The 24,754-nt window shown below is 50.3% G+C and carries 22 protein-coding genes; 11 read left to right on the forward strand and 11 right to left on the reverse strand.

Annotation, left to right across the window (positions count from 1 at the left end; translation table 11 throughout):
* Window positions 1–5: 5 nt before the first annotated feature.
* From M0415_RS18265 to recG, 9 genes are all read right to left on the reverse strand, one after another.
* Window positions 6–380 (reverse strand): ApeI family dehydratase, encoded by a 375-nt coding sequence (locus M0415_RS18265; RefSeq protein WP_011621152.1) that lies wholly within the window; start codon window positions 378–380, stop codon window positions 6–8.
* A complete protein-coding gene (locus tag M0415_RS18270; protein ID WP_249553233.1) occupies window positions 373–1,737 on the reverse strand; it encodes an AMP-binding protein in 1,365 nt (454 codons plus the stop codon). Before M0415_RS18270 ends, M0415_RS18265 begins: the two co-directional genes overlap by 8 nt.
* The gene (locus M0415_RS18275) at window positions 1,734–2,282 is read right to left on the reverse strand and encodes a COG4648 family protein (protein WP_011627439.1); all 549 of its coding nucleotides are present in this window, start codon (window positions 2,280–2,282) and stop codon (window positions 1,734–1,736) included. The genes M0415_RS18270 and M0415_RS18275 overlap by 4 nt, the downstream gene beginning before the upstream one ends.
* Window positions 2,282–2,530 (reverse strand): acyl carrier protein, encoded by a 249-nt coding sequence (locus tag M0415_RS18280; protein ID WP_011621155.1) that lies wholly within the window; start codon window positions 2,528–2,530, stop codon window positions 2,282–2,284. Before M0415_RS18280 ends, M0415_RS18275 begins: the two co-directional genes overlap by 1 nt.
* Window positions 2,531–2,539: 9 nt before the next feature.
* Window positions 2,540–2,794: a phosphopantetheine-binding protein gene (locus tag M0415_RS18285; protein ID WP_011621156.1), complete on the reverse strand. Its 255-nt coding sequence runs from the start codon at window positions 2,792–2,794 to the stop codon at window positions 2,540–2,542.
* Complete coding sequence (locus M0415_RS18290) at window positions 2,781–3,629, reverse strand: lysophospholipid acyltransferase family protein (RefSeq protein WP_011715575.1); 849 nt, start codon at window positions 3,627–3,629, stop codon at window positions 2,781–2,783. The genes M0415_RS18285 and M0415_RS18290 overlap by 14 nt, the downstream gene beginning before the upstream one ends.
* On the reverse strand, window positions 3,622–4,356 hold the full coding sequence (locus M0415_RS18295) for a beta-ketoacyl synthase chain length factor (RefSeq protein ID WP_249553235.1): 735 nt from the start codon (window positions 4,354–4,356) through the stop codon (window positions 3,622–3,624). The genes M0415_RS18290 and M0415_RS18295 overlap by 8 nt, the downstream gene beginning before the upstream one ends.
* Window positions 4,357–4,740: 384 nt before the next feature.
* A complete protein-coding gene (locus tag M0415_RS18300) occupies window positions 4,741–5,637 on the reverse strand; it encodes a DUF3014 domain-containing protein (protein ID WP_249553237.1) in 897 nt (298 codons plus the stop codon).
* A 178-nt stretch (window positions 5,638–5,815) separates the two neighbouring features.
* Window positions 5,816–7,891 (reverse strand): ATP-dependent DNA helicase RecG, encoded by a 2,076-nt coding sequence (gene recG, locus M0415_RS18305; RefSeq protein ID WP_249553239.1) that lies wholly within the window; start codon window positions 7,889–7,891, stop codon window positions 5,816–5,818.
* Window positions 7,892–8,294: 403 nt separating this feature from the next.
* On the opposite strand from recG, the gene M0415_RS18310 reads away from it, so the two are divergent.
* The 3 genes from M0415_RS18310 to M0415_RS18320 all read left to right on the forward strand — a co-directional run bounded on the left by M0415_RS18310 (window position 8,295) and on the right by M0415_RS18320 (window position 11,719).
* Window positions 8,295–9,320, forward strand: coding sequence for an ABC transporter substrate-binding protein (locus tag M0415_RS18310; RefSeq protein WP_249553241.1), 1,026 nt, complete (start codon window positions 8,295–8,297; stop codon window positions 9,318–9,320).
* A gap of 16 nt (window positions 9,321–9,336) precedes the next feature.
* The gene (locus tag M0415_RS18315; protein WP_249553248.1) at window positions 9,337–11,154 is read left to right on the forward strand and encodes a GGDEF domain-containing protein; all 1,818 of its coding nucleotides are present in this window, start codon (window positions 9,337–9,339) and stop codon (window positions 11,152–11,154) included.
* A 151-nt stretch (window positions 11,155–11,305) separates the two neighbouring features.
* The gene (locus tag M0415_RS18320) at window positions 11,306–11,719 is read left to right on the forward strand and encodes a YkgJ family cysteine cluster protein (protein WP_249553254.1); all 414 of its coding nucleotides are present in this window, start codon (window positions 11,306–11,308) and stop codon (window positions 11,717–11,719) included.
* Here M0415_RS18320 and M0415_RS18325 read toward each other — a convergent pair.
* On the reverse strand, window positions 11,682–12,629 hold the full coding sequence (locus M0415_RS18325; protein WP_249553256.1) for a substrate-binding periplasmic protein: 948 nt from the start codon (window positions 12,627–12,629) through the stop codon (window positions 11,682–11,684). The genes M0415_RS18320 and M0415_RS18325 overlap by 38 nt on opposite strands.
* A gap of 64 nt (window positions 12,630–12,693) precedes the next feature.
* Between M0415_RS18325 and paeA the strand changes: the two genes are divergently transcribed.
* Window positions 12,694–14,010 carry a polyamine export protein PaeA gene (gene paeA / locus M0415_RS18330; protein ID WP_249553258.1) on the forward strand — a complete coding sequence of 439 codons (1,317 nt, stop codon included), beginning with the start codon at window positions 12,694–12,696 and terminating at the stop codon, window positions 14,008–14,010.
* 59 nt (window positions 14,011–14,069) lie between these two features.
* Here paeA and ilvY read toward each other — a convergent pair whose 3' ends face one another.
* A complete protein-coding gene (gene ilvY, locus M0415_RS18335; RefSeq protein ID WP_249553260.1) occupies window positions 14,070–14,942 on the reverse strand; it encodes an HTH-type transcriptional activator IlvY in 873 nt (290 codons plus the stop codon).
* Window positions 14,943–15,138: 196 nt separating this feature from the next.
* Here ilvY and ilvC point away from each other — a divergent pair, with 196 nt between their 5' ends.
* From ilvC to M0415_RS18370, 7 genes are all read left to right on the forward strand, one after another.
* A complete protein-coding gene (ilvC, locus tag M0415_RS18340) occupies window positions 15,139–16,617 on the forward strand; it encodes a ketol-acid reductoisomerase (RefSeq protein ID WP_011715585.1) in 1,479 nt (492 codons plus the stop codon).
* Between the two features lie 589 nt (window positions 16,618–17,206).
* Window positions 17,207–18,880 carry an acetolactate synthase 2 catalytic subunit gene (gene ilvG / locus M0415_RS18345; RefSeq protein ID WP_249553262.1) on the forward strand — a complete coding sequence of 558 codons (1,674 nt, stop codon included), beginning with the start codon at window positions 17,207–17,209 and terminating at the stop codon, window positions 18,878–18,880.
* On the forward strand, window positions 18,877–19,137 hold the full coding sequence (gene ilvM / locus M0415_RS18350) for an acetolactate synthase 2 small subunit (RefSeq protein ID WP_011621169.1): 261 nt from the start codon (window positions 18,877–18,879) through the stop codon (window positions 19,135–19,137). Before ilvG ends, ilvM begins: the two co-directional genes overlap by 4 nt.
* A gap of 80 nt (window positions 19,138–19,217) precedes the next feature.
* Window positions 19,218–21,077 carry a dihydroxy-acid dehydratase gene (ilvD, locus tag M0415_RS18355; RefSeq protein ID WP_249553264.1) on the forward strand — a complete coding sequence of 620 codons (1,860 nt, stop codon included), beginning with the start codon at window positions 19,218–19,220 and terminating at the stop codon, window positions 21,075–21,077.
* Between the two features lies 1 nt (window position 21,078).
* The gene (gene ilvA / locus M0415_RS18360) at window positions 21,079–22,737 is read left to right on the forward strand and encodes a threonine ammonia-lyase, biosynthetic (protein WP_249553266.1); all 1,659 of its coding nucleotides are present in this window, start codon (window positions 21,079–21,081) and stop codon (window positions 22,735–22,737) included.
* A gap of 134 nt (window positions 22,738–22,871) precedes the next feature.
* Window positions 22,872–24,005 carry a pyridoxal-phosphate-dependent aminotransferase family protein gene (locus tag M0415_RS18365; RefSeq protein ID WP_249553270.1) on the forward strand — a complete coding sequence of 378 codons (1,134 nt, stop codon included), beginning with the start codon at window positions 22,872–22,874 and terminating at the stop codon, window positions 24,003–24,005.
* Between the two features lie 34 nt (window positions 24,006–24,039).
* Window positions 24,040–24,300: a hypothetical protein gene (locus tag M0415_RS18370; protein WP_239000481.1), complete on the forward strand. Its 261-nt coding sequence runs from the start codon at window positions 24,040–24,042 to the stop codon at window positions 24,298–24,300.
* Window positions 24,301–24,754: the final 454 nt, after the last annotated feature.

The raw sequence follows: 24,754 nt of genomic DNA on the forward strand, positions 1-24,754 counted from the left end.
GTCACTCACAGGGATGCTCCATCATCTTGCTGACTAGCAAAGCTGATACGCCCGGAGGCGTAACGATGGTCGCCATCGCTGTAGGCAAAGGTTAACTTCTCTTTGGCAGCATTATGGCTAATGGCTAAGGTGACTTCCTGCCCTGGCAGAATAAGCTGTTGAAACTTTAGTACTTCTAAATTAGCGACCGCAGCGTTGTAGCCAAAATGCTCGCAGCCTAAGCGCACGGCCCAATCGAGTTGGGTCACACCGGGGAGCACGGCTTGCTCGGGAAAATGGCCGTTAAAATATTCGAGATCGGCGGCGACAAAGAGGCGCAGTTCAATACTCTCAGGGCCGATCTCTGATGCGAGGATCGGCGGTAAACTCGACTTAATCATGGTCAAATAACTCAACTAGCTGGGCGACGACGCGCTTGCCCTGAGTGTTTAACGGTAAGGTTTCGGGGTAGCGCCAGCGGCGCGGTAAGGTCACGCGCTCAAACTGAGTCAGTAGATGCGCTTTTAACGCATTGTTGATACTGAGTTTTCCCTGCTCTTGGTGCACATTTCGGCCCAATAGCGACAGGGTGATTACCGCCCCTAACTGGGATTTAAACTGGGGCAATACGACCAAGGCGGCCTGCTCGACATAGGCGTGGCTACAGAGCAAGGTCTCCATTTGCGCCAACGAAAGACGTTTTTCTTCAATCTTAACAATGCGATCGAGTCTTCCCTTGAGCCTGAATTGGCCATTGGCCGTCGGCTCGATTTTATCTTCACAACGTAACCATTGATCGTCGGCCAAATAGGGCGACTTCAGCAGCAGGGCGCCATCGTCAGCGTCTTGGTCTATGGTAATTTGTTCAAACACTTGCCAAGGTTCGTCGGCCTCGTGTTGGCGACGATAGGCGATACCGCCGGTTTCGGTGCTGCCGAATATCTCGATAGGTAAATGGCCGTAGCACTGGGCAACCCCTTGGGCGGCGGTGAAACTTAATGGCCCGCCGGAGCTAAAGACTAAGCTGGGTGAGCGAAGTTGGCGTTCGTGTTCTAGCGCCTTAGGCAAACGGGATAATTGCGCTGGGCTACTGATGAGGCACAAATTCGGCAACAGTGCGGTGTAGTAGCTTAAGGTCTCTGGGTATTCGATCTGCTCGCTTAAAAAAGGGCGACTGGCGGCTAAGGGCCAGAGGATCTTAAACAACAAGCCGTAGATATGCTGATGGGAAACGGTCGATACCACACTGCAATGGGGCAAATGCTCGGCAAAGGTGTGCTCGAGCACTGTCACTTCGGCATCGAGCTGCCTTAAGCTCTTGCGAATCGCTTTGGGCTCGCCACTGCTGCCCGAGGTAAAGAGCAGCAGTTCACCAAAGGTGTCGCTCTCTGGCCAAGGTTTGGTAGGCAGGCTCAGCTCTTTATTCAGCAGGATAAAGGCGTGACTCTCGCACAGTGGTTTGTCTGACAATATGCCTTCAAACTGATGGGTCAGTTCACTCAGGGTGCCAGTTTGGGTGTTGGGCGGCAGAATAATTTCCTTGCCCGCCAAGAGTGCGGCACATAAACCCACGGCAAACAGATCGCTGGTATCACTCGCCAGTAACCATTTTTGTTCAGGCGCTTGGCGCAGCTGCTCGTAAAAATGCGCAACCTGATTGGTAAACAGGGCTCCTGTGACTATGTCATGGTGATTAAAGCTGATCAGTTGTTGGGCGAATGGCCCTTGGGTTAACCAGTTTTTGAGTAGTTGTGTCATGTCTTCTTCAACCAAAAGCTGCGATATAACCATTCCCCACCGAGGAGCAGTCCCATGAGTACGTATGCAATCAAACCGTTATACAAGGTCCAAGTTGCTAGGCTGGTAAACGCGGCGGTATAGGCCGCCACAGTGCCGTTTAGGATAAATAAGCCACACCAAAGCAGGGTGACTTTTTTAAGATAACCTATGGCTTCATCCGGCAAATCGGGCTCTTTGAGCCGTGCGAGCCGTTCAATCATGCTTGGGCCTTGGTATAGCGAGTAGCTAAACAGGGCTAACATGGTGAGGTTTATCACCACGGGGTAATACAAAAGCCAGTCGCTGCGTTTGGCGACAAAACTGCCCGCGGTGAGCGCAATCCCCACAAGCAAAGGCAAAACTAAGGTTTTAACCTTTTGCTTTTGCAGCATTAAACGCACTACCAACAAGAGGCATAGCACTAGGGCTATGGTGCCTGCTGGCAGATAATTCAGTCCTAAATACACGGCGACTGGATAAGCAATCAGCGCGAGTGCGGTTAGTACTTGTAGCAGAACACGCATTAGTCTTTAACTAGGCCTTCAATGGCGTTAACCACATCGTTGACTGTGCGGACAGATTTAAACTCGTCGGGCTGAATTTTCTTGCCCGTGAGCTGCTGCAGCTTAATCACTAAGTCGACGGCATCTATGCTGTCCAGATCTAGCTCTTGATAGAGATTCGCCTCTGGGGTAATGGCATCGGCATCAATTTCAAACTCATCCACCAAAATCGTGGTCAACATAGCGAGGATTTGTTCGCGGTTTTGCATCTTCCTCTCCTACGGACGTTGTGATTCGATGAAGTTAGCTAGACTGGCCACACTGTAAAAATGCGCCTTAGTGCTATCCGAGTTGGCTTCGATTTTCACATCAAATTTTTTCTTGATGGCTAAACCCAGCTCGAGCGCGTCGATCGAGTCGAGTCCGAGTCCCTCACCAAAGAGCGGTGCATCTGTGTCGATATCATCAATACTGACGTCTTCTAAGTCGAGGCAGTCGATGATCAACTGTTTAATTTCGTTATGTAAAGTCATAATTATTTTCGAGTTGTTGTTGATAGTATTGTTCAAGGTCTCGGGTTAATTGCCGAGCCATTTTCGCATGCTCACCCAATGGGGCTTGGTAGCCTTGGTGAGAAATTGTGTTGCCGATTTCGACGGCCATTCCCATGGTCTGCCTTGGGATCTCATACCAAGGCTGTTCCTTTGTCAAACCACGCACATTGGTGCGCAAAACCACAGGTAAAATATCGGCTTGGGTGCGAATCGCAATATTGGCAGCGCCGCGGGCAAATTCGTTAATGCTTGCACCAAATACGGTGCGCGTGCCTTCGGGAAAGATAATCAGATTCGTGCCGCGGGCGAGTACTTCGCGACAATCTTCGAGCATCAGCTCGGCGCCGCGATTGGGAATATATCCCGCGCAGGAGACGACCCCGCGTAAGAAGGGATTGCGCCACAGCCCCTGTTTAACGATACAGCCCGCATTGGGCATCAAGCTGATTAAAACTACCACATCGACCAGACTCGGGTGATTGGCAATGACTATCACGCCCTTGGCATTTTGCAGCAGCTCGGCATTATGGGTGCTGACTCGGATAACTCCCGCCCAAGTCAACATGGCCACAAAGCCTTTAAACATAGTGTGCACGGCTTTTTGCACGCGGATAATCCTCGCCTCGGGCGTGCCCGGCCAAAAACGCAGCAGAGGCAAGATGGTTAACGAGCTTAACAGTCCACCGAGACCAAAGGCGATGTAGCAACTGACGCCGCCAAGCCAACGGGGAATATAGTTGATTCCCGCGCGGCGTTTTTCAGGCAGCGTATAAGCGACATTAAATTCGGCATTGTGTGGTACTGGATTAGGCATGCGTTAGGCTCCAGTGCCAGTGCGACAAGCAGCCGTCAATATCCTGTGAGGTCGCCAGCGCGTGGATCAATTTGCCGTAGGACAGCGGCGTGGCCTGCTGTTGCTGCTCCGTTGTCAGTTGGCTGAGGGTGAGGGTAACGGTCGCACTCTCATCTGCTGGCGCTAGGGTCAATCCGAGTGCTAAGGGCAACTCAAACTCTTGGGTAAATTCATCATAGACTGGCGGGACGGGATCATCGCCAAACACCAACAGCAGTGGCTCAGGCGATTGGTACAGCTGGGCGAACGCTTCCACCATGGCTTGGGAAAGGGTTTCTGTGCCCGCGGCAATCGAGGTTGAAGGGGCGGTATTGTTGGTTAAAATACCAAAAATACCACTGCCAGTGTTATGCACCGACTGACTAAAACCTAAGGGGGAAAGCGGTTGTTTTTCAATAATATCTTCGAGCAGTCCAATGGTGCGGTGCAGCTCGCCGTGGCGAGAAGCAAATATCGAGCGACAGTTAGGCGCGGCCTCACATTGGAAACTGACATCCAGCATCATCTTGGTTAAACGGCTAAAACGTCTGCGCTGCATGGCGGGGACTTGGGGAAGTGCAGGGGAAATCCCCTCGAGGTCATCTTTGCTTGTGTCAGCCGAGTGCTTGCACCAAGTTTGCCAGTCATCACGCTGTGGATACTTTGGCGCCCATGCGCCCCAAGAATGGATGCTGAATCTGAGTTGCACTACTTTGCCTCGACACTATTTAAAGCTGTCTTAGTTATCCCTAACTAAGCGAAAAATATTAATGAATTGATAGGCCTATAGCTTGTCTACGCGTTGGATAAATCGCGCCAATTCCCCGATGAATGTGCGGCTTATTCTACACTAAGTCCTTAGTTTTAATGAAGCCATTTGCATCATGACGGTTAACAAAATGCAATCAAGATTCGATTTATCACTGTTAAGCAACATAAGTTGCAGCAGAACCGTTGGGGGAAGAGCACTATAAACTGTCTTACTGAACCAGAGTTGAACGACTAGCAAGCTGGGTTTATACGCTGAAATGGAGCTGAAAGTGTGGATGTAAAAAAAGGCGCACTAGGCGCCTTTTTAGACAAGTTTGGAGCATTACTGGGCGAGTTGGTTTTCCAGTTTACGCAGCGCCGCTTTCACTTTACGGGTGTTTTCTGGCCCCATGCGGATCATCAGTTTTTGCGCGCTCGGTAAGGCTTCTAAATTGGGATCCACAAAGCGGTAGTTCACGCTGATTGAGCTCAGCTCAATAGGCTCTTCGATGATAGGGGCAGCAAGCATGATCTTAATGGCTTGCAGCATTCTGTCATTGAACTTGGCGTTGCTGTAACCCAACTCGGCAAAGGCCTCGTCAAACAGCGGTGTGAGCTGTTTGTAGGTGTGCATTAAGGTTTGCTCATCCATGTTAGCAATCACGGTCGCGTAGGCGTCATATCTGTGGTAACTCTCTGGATTTAAATACACTTTGCTAGTGATTTCAGACACAGTGAACAGCTTTTCTGGGCCTTTGACTGGGCTGACTTTGCGGGCGAGATCGCCTTGGGCCAAGTTGTCCACGAACACCACAAACTGACGAGCCAAATCTTGGTTCACTAAGGAGGAGCCAACCACGTTGTTATTGATGATCGCCAGCGCTTTTTGATGCACAAAGGCATCGCTCTCAGGCAGGCTGGGGACGACTTCTTCTGGAATCGCAGGCTCTGTTGGCGTGACGACTGTTTCGGTTTCCGTCGTGGTCGCCGCTGGAGTTTCATTTTCCACCGGCGTGGTTTCAGGCTCAGTGCCCGTTTCGAGCGTCATAGGTTCAGATGAAGGCGGCTCAGGCAGCACTATGGGCGCATTGGGGATGAGCTTGGGTGAGTCATCTTTGGTGTAGTAATAATAACCTCCCGCAGAGAGCAGGATGACGAGCACAATCGCAATCAAAGCAAAGCGATTACTGCTTGAGGAGGTTTCTTGAGGTGTAATTCTATCATCTTGATTAACTTGCATTTTACATCCTTCGCTTAAGTGTCAAGGTAACGGGGTGAATACATGCAGCTAACATTTAAAGTGCAAGTGCCAACGAGTTGTCGGTGGCAGGTTCATTGTGCAAGTTTCCACGCGCTTGTCCATAGCGGTGAGCTGAACAGGCGGAATTTATTTTACCTTGAAGGGGTTAGCTTAAGGTTTAAGCCTGAACGTATTGTTGCCTGTGTCCAAGCCAACGATGAATAATGGCATCGACCGACTCTGGCGCCTGTGACATCACATGGCTCGCCAGTTTTTGGATATGTGGGATAAGTGCCTGATCGCGGACAAGGTCGGCGATTTTCAGCTCGGCCAGTCCCGTTTGCTTAGTGCCCAGTACTTCGCCCGGCCCACGGATCTCTAAATCTTTCTGTGCAATCACAAAACCATCATTACTTTGCCTGAGCACATTTAACCGCTGGCTTGCGGTTTGGCTCAATGGCGCCTTGTAGAGTAACACACAATGGCTTGCCACGGCACCGCGCCCTACACGGCCCCGCAGCTGGTGCAACTGTGCAAGGCCTAGTCGTTCGGGATTTTCGATAATCATTAAGCTGGAGTTGGGGACGTCGACGCCGACTTCAATCACTGTGGTTGCCACCAATAAATGGATAGTTCCCGCCTTGAAGTCGGCCATAATTTTTTGTTTTTCGACGCTTTTCATCCGGCCGTGGACTAAACCTATGCTCAGTTCCGGTAGCGCTTGGCGCAACTCTTCGGCGGTATCTTCCGCCGCTTGGCACTCGAGAACTTCGGATTCTTCAATCAGAGTACAGACCCAATAGGCTTGGCGTTTATCCGTGACGACGCTGTTGCGGACGCGCTCGAGCACTTCATTGCGACGCGAATCGGGAATGGCGACTGTGGTCACGGGCGTGCGGCCGGGCGGCAACTCATCGATAATCGAGGTGTCCAAATCGGCGTAGGCCGTCATGGCCAAGGTGCGCGGAATAGGCGTCGCCGTCATAATTAACTGGTGGGGATGAAAGCCTTGGTTAATGCCTTTTTCCCTGAGCCCCATCCGTTGGTGAACCCCGAACCTGTGCTGCTCATCGATAATGATTAAAGCCAACTTATTGAAGGTTACCTGCTGCTGGAAGATGGCATGGGTACCTATCACCATTTGCGCAGCACCCGATTCTATATCGGCTAAGGATTGCGCCCGTGCCTTGCCTTTAAGCTTACCCGCCAGCCATCCGACTTTTAACCCGAGGGGGTCAAACCATGCGGTAAAGTTAGCCGCATGCTGCTCGGCGAGTAATTCGGTGGGTGCCATCATAGCGACTTGGTAACCATTTTCGATGGCCTGCAATGCGGCGAGGGCAGCGACCAAGGTTTTCCCCGAGCCGACATCACCTTGAACTAAGCGCATCATGGGGTGTGGCTGCGCTAAATCTTTACCAATCTCGGCGACGACCCTTTGCTGGGCGCCCGTCGGTTTGAAGGGTAATGAGGCGAGAAAGGGATTCAATAGCTGGCCGCTGGCGTGCATGGTCACGGCAGCGTCGAGATTGCTGCGCTGCCTGAGGCGGAGCATGCTGAGGTTATGGGCGAGCAGTTCTTCTTGTACCAGTCGTTGCTGCGCCGGATGCTGGCCGAGCTCTAAGTCAAATTGTGATATCCCCGCGTGGGGGCGATGCAGGGTTTGCAACGCTTGCTTCAAGCTCATGCTATTGGGCTGCAAATTGGCGGGTAATAACTCGGCCAAACCGCCGTCTTCTAATAATTCGAGGGCTTGCTCGGTAAGCTTAATCCAGCTCGCCTGCTTGAGCCCTTCCGTGGTGGGATATATTGGCGTGAGGGTATCACTTAAATGAATATCTTCACCGGGATAGACAATTTTGTACTCGGGATGGACGATTTCGGCCTGATGATTGCCCCGACGAATTTCGCCATAGGCGCGGATCATTAAGCCATTTTGCATCGCATTGCGTTGCGCCATCGAAAAGTTAAAGAAGCGCAGACTCATGCTGCCAGTATTATCCCGCACATTGCACACCAGCATGCGTTTGCGGCCTTGAATGATTTGTGTCGACTGGATTTCGGCTTCAATGGTGCCGTAATTTCCCGGCATTAAGGCGGCAATAGGATAAATTTGAGTGCGGTCTTCGTAGCGCAGGGGTAAGTGAAACAGCAGATCTTGTACTGTTGTGATGCCGAGCTTTGCGAGTTTTTCCGCCACCCTTTTGGCGACGCCTTTGAGGTCGGTGATCGGAACAAGATCCAATTGCTGCAAGTCGTTAGCGCTCAATCACTGTGAATTTATACATATACTAACAGAGTATAAGCGTAAGGCAATCTTGGGCTGAGTTGCTCGGTGGGTGCTGTTATAGGAGGGTTTAGCGACGAATTGAGGATTTATTTCAGTCTTATGGGCTAAATTGCCCTTGGAGCATATTTCTCCTTATCTTATTCATATTAAAATAAATGTGTTTCAATCCTAGAATTAAACGATAGAGAAAATCATCATTCGTTATTAATAACGTACACTTTGTAAGTTTTTGTGGTTTAATCGAATGATTGATTGCCTGTATCGGGCATAAATCTTTATGCGGTAACACGGTTGTGAATCGATAATAAGAAAGTGACCTCTGGTGACGGATCACATGTGGGGAAACATGGTCGAGGAGTACTCGCCTTTGCGTCTATGGTGCTTAACCTGTTTATTTATTGGCATATTGTTTTCTGCTATGCCAGCATGGGCCAAACTCGATGTGGCGTTTTTCAATCCCGGTGCCGAGGCCGATAGCTTTTGGGGTGATGTCGACAAATTAATGTGGGTGGCCTCAGCAAAACTCGACATTAATTTGCAAATTATCCATTCAGATCGCAATCATTTTAAAATGATTAGCCAGTTAGACTCTTTATTAAAATCGCAACAATCCCTTCCTAATCAGGTTATTTTGGTTAATGAGAAGCAGTCAGCATTAAAAATGTTGCAGATGCTTTATCACCATCCCATTTATGTGCAGCTTATATTGAATGATATTTCCGTGGCCGAACGGGAAATGCTATTGCAAGATCCCCACTGGCAGACCTATTTATTGCCCGCCATTATGCCCGATAACTATGCTATCGGAGCCGAGACCGCTAAAGCTTTGTTAACGGGGTTAGACGTTAAAAAAGCTAAGGTTTTATTGATCTCGGGCGATAAGTCCACGCCCGCATCTGTTCTGCGGACTCAGGGCGCCAATGATTATTTCTTTATGCAACCCAATGTTACAGTCACACAAACGGTTTATGGCCAATGGAGTGAGGATATTGCCTATGGGCAAGCATTGACGCTGCTGACCCGTTATCCCGATTTAAAGTTGATTTGGACCGCAAGTGACAGAATGGCGATGGGGGTAATTAAGGCATTGAAGGAAAAAGGGCTCAACCCAGGGCGAGAGGTGTTGGTGAGCTCTGTAAATACGTCAGCCGAGATTTTACGGCTTCGCCAAGAGCAACAACTCAGTGTACTCGGTGGTGGGCATTTTTTAGCGGGCGCATTGGGGTTAGTGCAACTGCAACATTATCAGGCGACAGGGCAATATTATTCCTACGACAAGGTCCAGTTATTCAGCGTGCTTGAGCCGGGCTCAGAGTTTTATCGCATGTTAGTGGCAAGGGATTGGTCGGCAATTTTCCAATCCCAAATTTTGGATAAGTTGCCACCGCAATAATAACGAATAGGTATCCATGAAGCATCGTAATCATTCCATCAGCCACAGGATGACGCTCACTATTATTGGGGTGAGCTCGTTTTTTGCCGTCCTGACTATGTTGGTGCAGTTGGTATGGAATTATCAGGAGAGCATAGATAAGGCTACGGCGGATATTCGTGAGTATTCCGAGTCTATCTTGCCTAGCATTGCTAAGTCGCTCTGGGATGTCGACCATAGCCTGTTATCCGATCTGTTGTCGGGTTTAGGGATGATGCCCATGGTCTCGAGTGTCAATCTGGAAAGTGTCGATGGTGTGACTATGCAGCTAGGTAAGTCCTTAGGTGCACAGGAGGACAACCAAACTTCGTTTCATTATCCGATTATGTATCAAGAGCAGCTGATTGGCTCACTCACCGTTGGTCTGGACACCAATAAGCTGTATTACGAATTATGGCAGCAGTTGATTATCATCGTCCTCGGCAATGGCCTTAAAACCCTGCTGATGATTTACCTGATCCTCACTATGGTGCGTTTATTGGTGACCAACCGATTATCGGCACTGGAGCGGTTTGCCAATCAAATCAATTTGAATTCATTACCCAAACTGAAAGTGCCCATCAGTGTAGTGACCAGCCAAGATGAAATTGGCCATGTGGCGCAATCGCTACAGGCTATGTATCAGCGTATTCGCAATGACTTAGCCATTAACAAGCGTCAGGGGCGTGAATTACAACAGCAGCAGAATCAGTTGGCGCGTTTAGTCGACGAGCGAACTCAAGAGCTTAATTGGCAATCCCAGGCGAACCAGTTATTAGCCGAGATGTCACTGCAGTTTTTAACCACGGATACCTCGCAACTGGATGAATGTCTCGCCGATGCCTGCCATCGCATTGGACTGTTATTCGATGTTGAGCGGGTCAGTATTATTGAGTTTACCCAGCGCTATGCCAATTACCGTAGCTTTTGGAGCTGCGAGTCGCAGGCAAATCAGATCCAAGATATCTCAGTCGATAGTGTTGCCGTGCTGGCACAAAAGTTTGTGTCTGAGTCGACATTAGTGATCGAATCGATTGATTTTTTAGAGCATGAGTCTCCTGCGGAATACCAAGCGCTGCGCTCGGTTGGGATTTGTTCTATCGCCGCATTTGCAATTAAAAATGCCAATGAATTACTCGGTTTACTCTCACTTTCTATGGTGAGTCGTCCATTAAATTGGAACCCACAAAAGAAGGTGATGCTGACCCAATTTGCGGCGGCCTTGAACGAATTATTACTGCGTGAGGAAAAAGAGCGACAGATGCTCAGCCTGCAACAGGCTTTAGTGTCGGTGAATGCTCAACTACGTGTGATGGCCGAAACCGATGAGTTGACCGGTTTAAGCAATCGTCGCCCTTTTACTCATACTTTGGAAACCTTGCTCCAACAAGCTAAACCCGTGGGATTGCTGATGTTGGATGTCGATTATTTCAAGAGTTACAACGATACTTACGGTCACCTCGAAGGCGATGCGGCGCTTAGATTGGTCGCGCAGGCGCTCAAACAGTGTGATGTCTTGCCGCAGGATAGTTTGCTGGCTCGAATCGGTGGCGAAGAGTTTGCGATTATTCTTGAGCAGATAACGCCTATCCAGTTGGAGGCGATAGCCAACCAACTCTGCTATCGAGTCGCCGCCTTGGATATTCCCCATCGTAGCTCTCCCAAGGGCAAAATTACCCTCAGCATTGGTGGCGTGTATCTCCCCTTAGATACCAGTGTTCGCGGTTTTACCCTCTCTGAGGTGCTGCGCCGTGCCGATATTTGTCTGTACCGCGCCAAAGAGCAAGGGCGCAATACTGTGGTCATTGAATCGTAAACTGCCTCAAGACTTTGCCTCAAGGCTTAGCTAAGTTACTGTTGATTAAGGCCGCCTCAATGTGTTTGCAACCTAGTCGTGGCGGCAGATTTATTTCTGCTTTGGGGCTGCTATAATTGCCGCCCTTTATTTTCCATCTGTAGGTTCTGGCGTGTCGAAACGGGGCAAAAATACGGCTAATGCGGTGGCGATTTTCAATATCGATGATTTGTCGACTTGGCAAAAATACCGTAAAGGTTTGTGCGACACTTGCCACGCTACCTGCTGTACGCTGCCTGTTGAAGTGACGGTCAGCGACCTAGTGCGCATGACGTTAGTTGATGAATTTGAAGCCGAGGGTGATCTCAAAGCTATCGCCAAACGTCTGCAAAAAGCGCGCATTATCGACAACTTTAACCATAAAACCGCGATCTTTACTCTGGCCCGTATGGCCAATGATGACTGTTTGTATTTAGACAGTAAAACCCGCCGCTGCACCATTTATCATCAACGTCCAGAAACGTGCCGTAACCATCCACAAATTGGCCCTAAGGCGAATCACTGCCCTTATCGCCCCCGTGAGTAAGCTTTTGAATATGGTATTGGTAGAGGGCTTCGAGTTGGTGGTTATCACGCATGGCCTTGACCTGCCGATTAAACTCGCGAGCAATCAAGTCTTTATGAGCTGAACGTTTCGAAATCAGCATATAAAAGGGTTCCTGTTGAGTGTTCGGCGATGGTTGTGAGGTGAGTGTCTTCGGCAGTTCGCCTGCCTGCGCTAAGGCGAGTGTGCCTGCCAAAATCTCCTTACGGGCGATAAAGAATTTACACCTGTGTTTCAGCAGCATCTCCGGTAGATGATGTAGAGAATTTATCTCGCTAATTGGCGTGTCGTGATGCCAGCCAAAGTTATCGTAGTTGAAACCCTTGATGCCGCAGACGGTGCCAAAATCAGCCAATTGGTTGATATCCTTGATGTGAAACTGTGGTTCAAGTTCAGCTTTCAAATAAAAATAACTGGGAGTGAGGTAATAATAAGCAACAGATGGGGTATAATCAGTGGCTCGTTGTCGATTGAGCGATGCGCTCATAGCGGCATCTATGCTGCCATTATGTACGTCTTTTAAGCAACGTAACCATGGTAAAGCCAACACTTCATAATCAATTCCAATAGGTTTGAAGGTCTGTTCTAGCAGGTCAATATCATAGCCGCTAAGCGTAGAAGTCTTAATGCCATCTTGCCGAATAAAGTAATTAAACGGCGGATATTCAGTCTCTTCGACACAAAAACGTAACTTAAATGGGGAATGCTCATCGGCGCCGTGGGCAACTGGCGAGTGTAGAATCACGCATACTAAGACGATTAGCGGATATAATATACGCATCATACTTTTTAGGCGAAGAGACGATTTTTTAAGTGTAGCAAAGGCTTTCTTGGCAGCACTGGGTTCTTTTATCGTCTGTTCCTCGACCCATTCTTTAGGTACAAATTTCAACTGACTCGCGAAAATCACTGCGCGGGTTGGTGTAGTAAGTCTAGTGTGAAACAAAAGGTGTTACATGAATTTCTTTGATAACGTGATGATAATATTGGGCTTAATCGCCGCAAGTTGTTTCTTTTCTATGTCAGAAATCTCCTTGGCTGCATCACGCAAAATCCGTTTACGTCAGCTAGCCGAAGAGGGGGACAGTCGTGCCGCAAAAGTGCTGCAACTCCAAGCTCAGCCCGGTAGTTTTTTTACTGTGGTGCAAATTGGCTTAAACGCCGTCGCCATCATGGGCGGTATTGTGGGTGAGTCGGCGTTTCGTCCGTATTTTTACCAGTTTTTAAGTGCGTGGATGAGCGACCCTTGGTTAGGCCAAGTGAGCTTCTTGCTGTCTTTCGTGGTGGTGACCAGCGCCTTTATTCTGGTGGCGGATCTCATGCCCAAACGTATCGCGATGGCGATGCCAGAGCCTGTCGCCTTAGTGGTGGTTGGCCCTATGAGTTTCTGTATCGCGATCCTTCGTCCATTGGTGTGGTTTTTCAATGGCATGGCAAGCGCCATCTTCAAGTTGCTGCAAATCCCAACCGTGCGTAACGATGAAATCACCCCAGACGATATTTATGCGGTAATGAACGCGGGGGCAGAAGCGGGCGTGCTCGACAAGGGCGAGCAGCAAATGATCGAAAATGTATTTGAAATGCAAACCGTTTCGGTAACGTCTGCCATGACGGCCCGCGAGAGCTTAGTGTATTTCCTGCTGCAAGACAGCGAGGAAGATATTAAGCGTAAGATTGCCGAAGATCCCCATACTAAGTTTTTAGTCTGCGACGGCCAATTGGATATGGTCAAAGGGTTTGTTGATGCGAAAGAGCTGCTGATCCGTGTGATTAACGGTGAGAAAATTACCTTAAAAGACAACAGTCTTGTGCACACTTCTCTGATTATTCCCGATACCTTAAGCTTGTCCGAGGCAATGGAATACTTCAAAAATAGCCGCGCCGATTTCGCGGTGGTGATGAACGAATATGCCCTGGTTGTGGGGATTGTCACCACCAACGATCTGCAACGCGCTGTGATGGGGGCTTGGTCGCTGCACGAGAGCGAAGAGCAGATTATTGCTCGCGATGGCAATTCCTGGTTAGTGGATGGAGTGACGCCGATTACCGACGTGATGCGTGCCTTCGATATCGAGGAGTTTCCCCATAACCAAAACTACGAAACCATTGCCGGCTTTATGATGTACATGCTGCGTAAGATCCCCAAGCGCACCGACTTTGTTAACTATGCTGGTTACAAGTTTGAAGTGGTGGATATCGATGCCTACAAGGTCGACCAGTTGCTGGTGACCCGCATCGATGGCAACGATAAATTAATGTCGCCAGATACCTAATCTTATCAACATCATAAAAAACGGGACTTAGTCCCGTTTTTTTATATCGCTACTAAAATTTATATCGCTTCTAAAAATGCATTCACTATCGGATCGTCCAAGCGTTTGACCTTGCAGCAACAACCCAGCTCAAAGGGGGCAATACCCACGGGGGAGGCTAATAGCTGGATCCTATCCCGCACTGGGCTGTTATTAATCACCACTTCAGGGGTGATACTCACGCCACAACCGAGCGCCACCATAGACGCTATCGCTTCCTGCCCCGACACCTGCGCATAGATATTGGGGCTTATTCCCATCAGTTTGAACCAATTATCGGCGCGGCGCCGCCCCGGGCCATGGTCGGGAATGATAAAGGGCACCCGCGACCAATCGATGGGGGCTTGGCTTATCTGTTGCTGCACCGCGCAGCGCATGGTCGGCGCGATTAAGGACAAAGGCACATCGTCAATCTTGGCGAAATGCAAAGTAGCAGGGAAGGGATCTGGCAGCGCGGCAATGGCAATGTCGGCGCGATTCTGTTGCACTTCGGCCAGTGCATTGGCGGCATCCCCTGTGGTCAGGGCTATTTCGACAAAGGGATGGTCCTGACGAAAACGTTCCAGCAATTGCGGTAAATGGCTGTAGGCGGCGGTCACCGAGCAATAGAGATTTAAGGTGCCGCGCAGTACATCCTGCTTGAGATCGATACTGTGCCGCAGGTTGCGCCAATGGTGCAGGGTCTGCTCGGCGAACAATTTAAACTCGCGCCCCGCGTGGGTTAAGGTCACGCTGCGATTATCCCGTTCGAATAATTTGGCGTTCACTTCTTCTTCGAGCCGTTGCAAGGCGCGACTTAAGGTCGAGGGACTGACGTGCATCTGCTCCGCCGTCTTGGCGAAGTGCAAACTGTCACATAAGTGCAGGTACAATTTGAGGGTGCGTATGTCCATAACCTCTTCCTATTGGCCGCTTATCAAGGCTGTTGTAATCGAAAATGACATTGCATAAAACGCAATGTGAGGTTTCGAATATATCATTTTAAGCAACGATAGCCATAGGTTATAGTGATTTCAATCACAACCAGTTATTAACAAAAAGTTGATATTGGTTGAGTCCCAAATTCCCGACTGAAAGGTGGTATCTCAGATGGCTAACTATTTTAACTCTCTGAATTTACGTCAACAATTAGCACAGCTTGGCCAATGTCGTTTCATGGACCGTTCTGAATTCAGCGACGGCTGCAATTACATCAAAGATTGGAATATTGTTATTTTAGGTTGTGGTGCTCAGGGTCTTAACCAAGGTCTGAACATGCGCGACTCTGGGCTGAATATTGCCTACGCTCTGCGCCCTGAAGCCATTGCTCAAAAACGTGCATCATGGCAAAAAGCCACAGATAACGGTTTTAAAGTAGGTACTTTTGAAGAGCTGATCCCAACGGCGGATTTGGTATTGAACTTAACGCCCGATAAGCAGCACTCCAATGTGGTTAGCGCTGTGATGCCACTGATGAAACAGGGCGCAACACTGTCTTATTCCCACGGTTTTAACATCGTTGAAGAAGGCATGCAGATCCGCCCCGATATCACAGTGGTGATGGTGGCGCCTAAGTGCCCAGGCACCGAAGTGCGTGAAGAATACAAGCGTGGTTTTGGTGTTCCAACACTGATTGCAGTGCACCCAGAAAACGATCCTAATGGCGATGGTTTAGAGATTGCCAAAGCCTATGCGAGTGCCACAGGTGGTGACCGCGCTGGCGTGTTGCAATCTTCCTTTATCGCCGAAGTAAAATCGGATCTGATGGGCGAGCAAACCATTCTGTGCGGTATGTTGCAGACGGGCGCTATCTTAGGTTACGACAAGATGGTGGCCGATGGTGTTGAACCTGGCTATGCCGCTAAGTTAATCCAACAAGGTTGGGAAACCGTGACCGAGGCGCTTAAGCACGGCGGTATCACCAACATGATGGACAGACTATCTAATCCAGCCAAGATTAAAGCGTTTGAAATTGCAGAAGATTTAAAAGAAATCCTGCAACCCTTATTCGAAAAACATATGGATGACATCATCAGCGGCGAGTTCTCCCGCACTATGATGCAAGACTGGGCCAATGACGATGCTAATCTGCTGCGTTGGCGCGCCGAAACCGCCGAAACGGGCTTCGAAAATGCCCCAGTGTCGAGCGAGCATATCGACGAGCAAACCTATTTCGACAAGGGGATTTTCCTGGTTGCGATGATCAAAGCCGGTGTCGAATTAGCCTTCGATACTATGGTGTCGGCGGGTATTGTTGAAGAGTCAGCCTATTACGAATCACTGCACGAAACGCCGCTGATCGCTAACACCATCGCCCGTAAACGTCTGTACGAGATGAACGTGGTGATCTCGGATACCGCAGAATACGGTTGTTATCTGTTCAACCATGCTGCCGTGCCTATGCTGCGTGACTATGTAAATGCCATGTCGCCAGAGTATTTAGGTGCGGGTCTGAAGGACAGTTCTAACAACGTCGATAACCTGCAGTTAATCGCCATCAATGATGCGATTCGCCACACCTCAGTTGAGTATATCGGTGCGGAACTTCGTGGTTATATGACTGATATGAAAAGTATTGTTGGAGCTTAATTGATAGAGGCCGGGCCCCTAAGGATGTGGGGCTCGGCGTGACAAATTTATTCCTGCTTCGTAGGTTGTCGAGCGGGCAAAACCGACATGGGTTAGTAAGCGATCAGTTGCACTAACGCGCGTTTGTTAACGTTTCACTTTGTTGTTTTGCATTGTCTCGGCAGGGAAGCTGAATTTTTTTGACATTAGATAATTTTTTATTGTGTTTGGCTGTCGCTTTATGGTAAAGCTAATAACTCGCGGCGGGACAAGGTGCCCAAGGCAAACATCGCTCAGGCTTAAAAGTCAGTAGCGATAAGAATTTCAGCGATACACATACAGAACACCGATTAGGAACCCATATTGATGTTTAACCAAGCTGCCAAGCTCATTCTCGTGATTATTACCGTAGTGATTATTAAATCACAGCGGGGGCGGCGCATGGCAAACTGGTAGACCTAAAAGGTTAAAAGTTTCGAAAGAACCCCCCGCTCCGAAAGGACCGGGGGGTTCTTCGTTTTCAGGCCCTAGGTTTTGGAAATGAGGTTTCGAAATAGCACAAATTACGAGTCGATTTTCGGCATTTCAGGATCAAGGTAGCGAGAGAAATATGGAACCAGGGCAGATGATTAGAGGCGCAGACGCAGTCATAAAAGTGTTGGCAGCACATGGTGTTACCACAGTATTTGGTTACCCAGGTGGTGCCATTATGCCAATCTACGATGCCCTCTATGGAAGCCCTGTCGAACATCTCTTAAGCCGCCACGAACAAGGCGCAGCCTTTGCCGCCGTAGGTTACGCCAGAGCCAGTGGTAAAACCGGCGTGTGCTTTGCCACCTCTGGCCCAGGTGCGACTAACCTAATCACTTCGCTTGCCGACGCGCTTTTAGATTCTGTGCCTGTTGTCGCTATCACGGGGCAGGTCTCAACCGCAGTGATTGGCACCGATGCGTTTCAAGAAATTGATGTATTGGGCATGTCCTTAAGCTGCACTAAGCACAGTTTTATGGTGACGGATGTCAACGATCTTATCCCGACCCTGTATCAAGCCTTCGAAATAGCAGCATCTGGCCGACCCGGCCCAGTGCTGGTCGATATCCCTAAGGATATCCAAATAGCGCAACTGGAATATCGCACTCCCTTGTTGGCGGTAACTAATGAGCCACAGGCGAGTGCCAGTGAGATTGAAGCGGCCCGTGCCCTGTTAGCAGCAGCGAAGCAGCCAATGTTGTACGTAGGTGGCGGCGTGGGGATGGCGGGCGCGGTCGATCAACTGCGGGAGTTTATCAAAGTCACGGGTATGCCATCGGTCGCCACGTTAAAGGGCTTAGGCAGTATTGCCCATGGCACGTCAGGTTATTTAGGCATGTTAGGTATGCATGGCGGAAAGGCGGCCAACCTAGCGGTGCAGGATTGCGATTTATTAGTGGTTGCTGGCGCGCGCTTCGATGACAGGGTCACAGGGCGTTTAGCGACCTTTGCCAACAAGGCCAAAGTCATCCATTTAGATATCGATGCCGCCGAGCTAGGCAAATTGCGCCAGCCAGATGTGGCCATCGCCGGTGATTTACGCCAGATTTTCCCCGCCCTTGCAATGGCGCTGAACATCACGCCTTGGCAGGCAGAGGTTGAACACCTTGCCCGTAAACATCAATGGGATTATCAACATCCCGGCAGCTTAATCTACGCTCCTGCCATGCTGCGCCGTTTAGCTAATAAACTGCCCGAAGACAGCGTAGTGTGCTGCGATGTGGGTCAGCATCAAATGTGGGTTGCCCAGCATATGTGGTTCCGCCGCCCTGAAGATCATTTATCCAGCGCAGGTTTAGGCACTATGGGCTTTGGTTTACCCGCCGCTATCGGCGCCCAAGTGGCTCGCCCCGATGCAACTGTGGTCACAGTGTCTGGCGATGGCTCTTTTATGATGAACGTGCAAGAGCTCACCACCATCAAGCGCCGCAAATTACCGGTGAAGATCCTGCTGATCGACAACCAAAAACTGGGGATGGTGAAGCAGTGGCAGCAGCTATTCTTTGAAGAGCGCTACAGCGAAACCGATCTGTCAGACAATCCTGATTTTGTGCAACTCGCTTCGGCCTTCGATATTCCCGGCCGCACGATTTTCTCTTCCGACGAAGTGGAAGAGGCCTTAACCGAAATGTTAGCGGCTAAGGGACCCTATTTGTTACACGTAGCAATCGACGATGCTTTTAACGTTTGGCCACTGGTGCCCCCCGGCGCATCAAACAGCGATATGATGGACGAAATGGAGAAACAAACATGATCCACTCCCTAGAATTAACGGTTCAACAACGCCCAGAAGTGATAGAACGTGTACTACGTGTGACTCGTCACCGTGGTTTTACGGTCACCCAAATGCAAATGCGGATGAACGACGATGCGAGTCTATCGCTAGATATGGAAGTGGACAGCGAGCGCGCCATCGAGCTGCTCAGCAATCAACTGAATAAATTGATTGATGTCACTCAATGCAAGGTCTTGTTACCGCTAAACTTGCAACAACAAAAAGTACACGCATAAGCATCCAGTGGCTGCGGGCATTAGCGCTGCAGCAAGGCCCTAAGGGCACGATTTTCGATTTGAGATAAAGGATAGAGTCAATGCCAAAGTTACGTTCAGCAACCAGTACCGAAGGCCGCAATATGGCGGGTGCCCGTGCGCTATGGCGCGCCACAGGGGTGAAAGACAACGATTTTGGTAAGCCGATTATTGCGATTGCCAACTCCTTTACTCAGTTTGTTCCCGGCCATGTGCACTTAAAAGACATGGGCTCTTTGGTGGCGAGCGCCATCGAAGAAGCGGGCGGTATCGCTAAAGAATTCAATACCATCGCCGTCGATGATGGTATCGCCATGGGCCACGGTGGCATGCTCTACAGTCTGCCCTCGCGGGAACTTATCGCCGATAGTGTCGAGTATATGGTCAATGCCCACTGCGCCGATGCGCTGGTTTGTATCTCTAACTGCGACAAAATCACCCCCGGCATGTTGATGGCGGCGCTGCGCCTCAATATTCCCGTGGTATTTGTGTCGGGCGGGCCGATGGAAGCGGGTAAAACCAAGCTGTCGGACAAGCTTATTAAGCTCGACTTAGTCGATGCCATGGTAGCGGCGGCCGACTCGAGTGTGAGTGATGAAGATAGCGCTAAAATCGAACGCAGCGCTTGCCCTACATGTGGTTCCTGTTCGGGCATGTTTACCGCTAACTCGATGAACTGTTTAACCGAAGCTTTAGGTCTGTCGCTGCCGGGCAACGGCTCTATGCTCGCGACCCATAGCGACCGCCGCGAACTGTTTTTAGAAGCGGGCCGCCGTGTGATGGCGCTAACCAAACGTTACTACGAACAAGATGATGCCTCGGCATTGCCGCGCAACATCGCCAGCTTTAAAGCCTTTGAAAACGCCATGGCGCTGGATATTGCAATGGGCGGTTCGTCCAATACTGTGCTGCACTTATTGGCTGCGGCACAGGAAGCGGATGTGGCATTCACTATGGACGATATTGACCGTATGTCGCGCCAAGTGCCACACCTGTGTAAGGTGGCGCCGTCGACCGCTAAATACCATATGGAAGATGTGCACCGCGCCGGTGGTGTCATGGGCATCTTAGGCGAACTCGACCGCGCCGGACTGTTACATACCGATGTGCCACACGTTGCCGCCGATGCGGGGGGCAATCTCAAGTCGGTGCTCGCCAAGTACGATGTGATGCAAACCCAAGATGACAACGTAAAACAATTCTTTATGGCGGGGCCAGCGGGCATTCCCACCACGAAAGCCTTTAGCCAAGACTGCCGCTGGCCATCGTTGGACGATGACAGGCAAGAAGGTTGTATCCGTAGCCGCGAATTTGCTTTTAGACAAGAGGGCGGTCTGGCCGTGTTGTCGGGCAATCTGGCCGACAATGGCTGTATCGTTAAAACTGCGGGTGTGGATGAATCGAATCTGACCTTTATCGGCAGTGCTCGGGTGTACGAAAGCCAAGACGACGCAGTCGCTGGCATCTTAGGTGGCGAAGTGGTGGCGGGTGATGTGGTGGTGATTCGTTACGAAGGGCCAAAAGGCGGCCCGGGCATGCAAGAAATGTTGTACCCCACTAGTTACTTAAAATCCCGCGGCTTAGGCAAGGCCTGTGCACTGATCACCGATGGCCGTTTCTCTGGCGGAACCTCCGGTTTATCTATCGGCCATGTGTCGCCCGAGGCGGCAGCGGGCGGCACGATTGCCTTGATTGAAAACGGCGATCGCATCGAAATCGATATTCCTAAGCGCAGTATCAAGCTTGCAGTGAGTGATGCCGAATTGGCTGCGCGCCGTGAAACCATGCTCGCCCGTGGGCCAATGGCGTGGAAACCGCTTTCGCGTCAGCGTTATGTGTCGATGGCGCTTAAAGCCTACGCCATGCTTGCCACCAGTGCCGATAAGGGCGCGGTGCGCGATCGCAGTAAGTTGGAGGACTGATATGTTATCTCTCGCATCGTCGCAAACGGAGCAGGCTGAGGCGCAGGCCTCTCAAGTTCAGTCCGATAAGGCGCAGTCGGGCACTTCTGCCTTAGAAAAGAGTCAGCTTGCGCAAAGTTACTTGCAAAAAATCCTGCTGTCGTCGGTTTATGACGTTGCGAAAGTGACACCACTCTCCAGCCTTAATAAGCTCTCGGCGCGTTTGGGTTGCCAAGTATTTTTAAAGCGTGAGGATATGCAACCAGTGCATTCCTTTAAGCTGCGCGGCGCCTATAACCGCATCGCTCAGTTGAGCCAAGCCGAATGTCAACGCGGCGTGGTGTGTGCCTCGGCGGGTAACCATGCCCAAGGCGTGGCTATGTCGGCGGCCAGTCGTGGTGTGGATGCGGTGATTGTGATGCCCGAAACTACGCCAGATATTAAAGTCGATGCGGTGCGCCGTTTAGGCGGCAATGTGGTGTTGCACGGCCAAGCCTTCGACCAGGCCAATGGCTTTGCGATGGAGATGGCCGAGCAGGAAGGTCGGGTGTATATCGCCCCCTTCGATGACGAAGCCGTGATTGCTGGCCAAGGCACTATCGCCCAAGAAATGTTGCAACAGCAGCGCGACCTTGAAGTGGTATTTGTGCCCGTGGGCGGCGGTGGCTTAATTGCTGGGATTGCGGCCTATTACAAGGCGGTGATGCCACAGGTCAAAATTGTTGGGGTTGAGCCTGAAGATGCGGCCTGCTTAAAAGCGGCGATGGAGGCGGGCGAGCCTGTCACACTCCCACAAGTTGGTTTGTTTGCCGATGGTGTTGCGGTTAAACGTATCGGCACTGAGCCATTCCGCTTAGCCAAGCAGTTTGTGGATGAAGTAGTGACGGTAACGTCCGACGAAATCTGCGCCGCCGTTAAAGATATTTTTGAGGATACCCGCGCCATTGCTGAACCTGCGGGTGCTTTATCCCTTGCAGGGCTTAAAAAATATGTCAGCACCAATACCACTGGCGAGAGTGGCAAGGGTGAAAAAGTCGCGGCGATTTTAAGTGGCGCGAATGTGAACTTCCACAGCCTACGATATGTGTCGGAGCGTTGCGAGCTGGGTGAGCAAAAAGAAGCCGTGCTGGCGGTTAAAGTGCCCGAGCGTCCCGGCAGCTTCCTGCGTTTTTGTGAGTTGCTCGAAAAGCGGGTGATGACCGAATTTAACTATCGCTTTAGCAGCCGCGATATGGCGGTGGTGTTTGCGGGTATTCGCCTGACCAAAGGCCATGGCGAATTAGAGCAGATCATCAATACCTTAGAAGATAACGGCTTTGAGGTGCAGGACTTATCCGGTGATGAAACCGCGAAATTACATGTGCGTTATATGGTCGGCGGTCATCCACCAGAGCCGTTAGAGGAGCGCCTATTTAGCTTCGAGTTTCCCGAGCATCCGGGGGCGCTGCTGAAGTTTTTAACCACCCTGCAGAGCAAGTGGAATATCAGTTTATTCCATTACCGTAATCACGGCGCGGCATTTGGGCGGGTGCTGGCGGGGTTTGAAGTCCCCGAGGGCGATGCCTTGCCGTTTCAGCAGTTTTTAACTGAGCTAGGATTTGTCTATCAAGAAGAGACGCAAAGCCCTGCTTATCAGCTGTTTTTGAATGCCGGAAAAGGAAAAAAGAACCTGCCTTTGTAATCACTTAGCTTTAGGTTACAACTTAGGCTAAAGGAGGGGCGCACAGGCGCCCCTTTTTGTGGTAGTTTGGTTTAACAAATCAAGAGTGAATGCTCTAGTAATCAGACCTCGACCCTACGCATTAAGGAGACATGATGTTACCTGCACCGCATTTTTCTGCCTTTAATCCGCCTCGCCGCATTTTGATGGGGCCAGGTCCATCGGATGTTTATCCTGAAGTATTAGCCGCGCAGGCAAGACCGACCGTTGGTCACCTAGACCCATTATTTGTTGGCATGATGGATGAGCTTAAGAGCCTGATCCAATATGCGTTTCAAACCAAAAATGAAATGACCATGGCGGTATCGGCCCCCGGCAGTGCGGGCATGGAAACCTGTTTTGTGAACCTAGTTGAACCCGGCGAAAAGGTGATTGTGTGCCGTAACGGTGTGTTCGGTGAGCGTATGCGCCAAAACGTCGAGCGCGTTGGTGCGATTGCCGTGGTTGTGGATAACGAATGGGGCACACCAGTCGACCCTGTTGCCGTTGAAACGGCGCTTAAGGCTAACCCCGATGCTAAGTTTCTCGCCTTTGTGCATGCCGAAACCTCAACAGGCGCATTGAGTGATGCTAAAACCCTGTGCGCGCTGGCAAAACAATACGGCTGTTTATCGATTGTCGATGCGGTCACTTCCCTCGGCGGCGTGGAATTAAGAGTCGATGAATGGGGAATCGATGCTATTTATTCTGGCAGCCAGAAATGTCTCTCCTGCGTGCCGGGATTATCGCCTGTGTCTTTCTCGCCTGCAGCGGTAGAAAAGCTTAAAAACCGTAAAACGCTGGTGCAGAGCTGGTTCCTCGATCAAAGTCTGGTGATGGCCTATTGGACCAGCGCCGGCGGTAAGCGCAGTTATCACCACACCGCGCCCGTTAATGCGCTTTATGCCCTGCACGAGTCGCTGCGTTTATTGGCCGAAGAAGGTTTGGAAAATGCGTGGAAGCGTCATCAAGACATGCATTTAGTGCTGCGCGCTGGCCTTGAAAAACTCGGCCTGAAATTTGTGGTCGCCGAAGCGTCACGCTTGCCGCAGCTTAATGCCATTTATATCCCCGAAGGTGTTGACGATGCCGCGGTGCGCGCGCGTCTACTCAAGGATTACAACCTTGAAATCGGTGCAGGCCTTGGTGCTCTAGCGGGCAAAGCTTGGCGCATCGGTTTAATGGGCTTTGGCGCCCGCCGTGAGAATGTCGCGCTCTGTTTGCGCGCCCTAGAAGAGGTGCTGAACTAATATGTCAGTTTCGCGTATAAGGATGTTACGCAGTGTGAGTTTGCGCTCAGTGAGTTCACGTTTATTGATTGGCGGTTTGATTCTGATCTTAAGTGGTTGTGCCTCCTCCAATATGAGCAATACCAGTTGTGATTTTGTGCGAGGTACAGCAGGCAATCAGAGTCAACGCGAGGCCAGCGGTGATGATAGCAATGCCCGGCAGATGGATGTGGGCATTGGGATTTTAACCGCGATCTTCGGCAGTATTAGCCGAGCTCTTTCTTCCGATGATAAATCGGATGAAAAGTGTGTTTAATCGGTGAGTTTTAGTTGTCTTTGATAGTTTTTAAATCCCCGTAATGCGGGGATTTATACTTTTCTACTAGTTGCACTTAGTTGATGTTTTCTGAATTCATCCAGAATAATGTTCAAGGTGCTCTAGGGGATTATCTGTTTTAAAGTTGTAATTTATTAAACATATTGCGGCCTAACGGCCGAGGTGAATCAAAGTCGTGGGACTTCACCCCACACCCGACCAAGGAGGACTGCTCGTCCTATCCTCCTTGGATGCTCCAAGACGCCCCAACGGAGTTGAAAGCCCCTTGTGCTCATAGCCAAATTTGCTATCGCTTCCGAAGGATGCGTCCCTGCACCTGCGAAAGCTAGCTCGCCATCCATGGCGAGACTCACGCAATTTGTCAATTCGCCCTGCGGCAACTCCGAGGGGATGGTGTATTCCTTTGGCTCAGGTGTTATAGGTCGATTGTTAA

Source organism: Shewanella sp. 10B, assembly GCF_023475885.1.
In the GTDB taxonomy this organism is placed as follows: Bacteria; Pseudomonadota; Gammaproteobacteria; order Enterobacterales; family Shewanellaceae; genus Shewanella; species Shewanella mangrovisoli.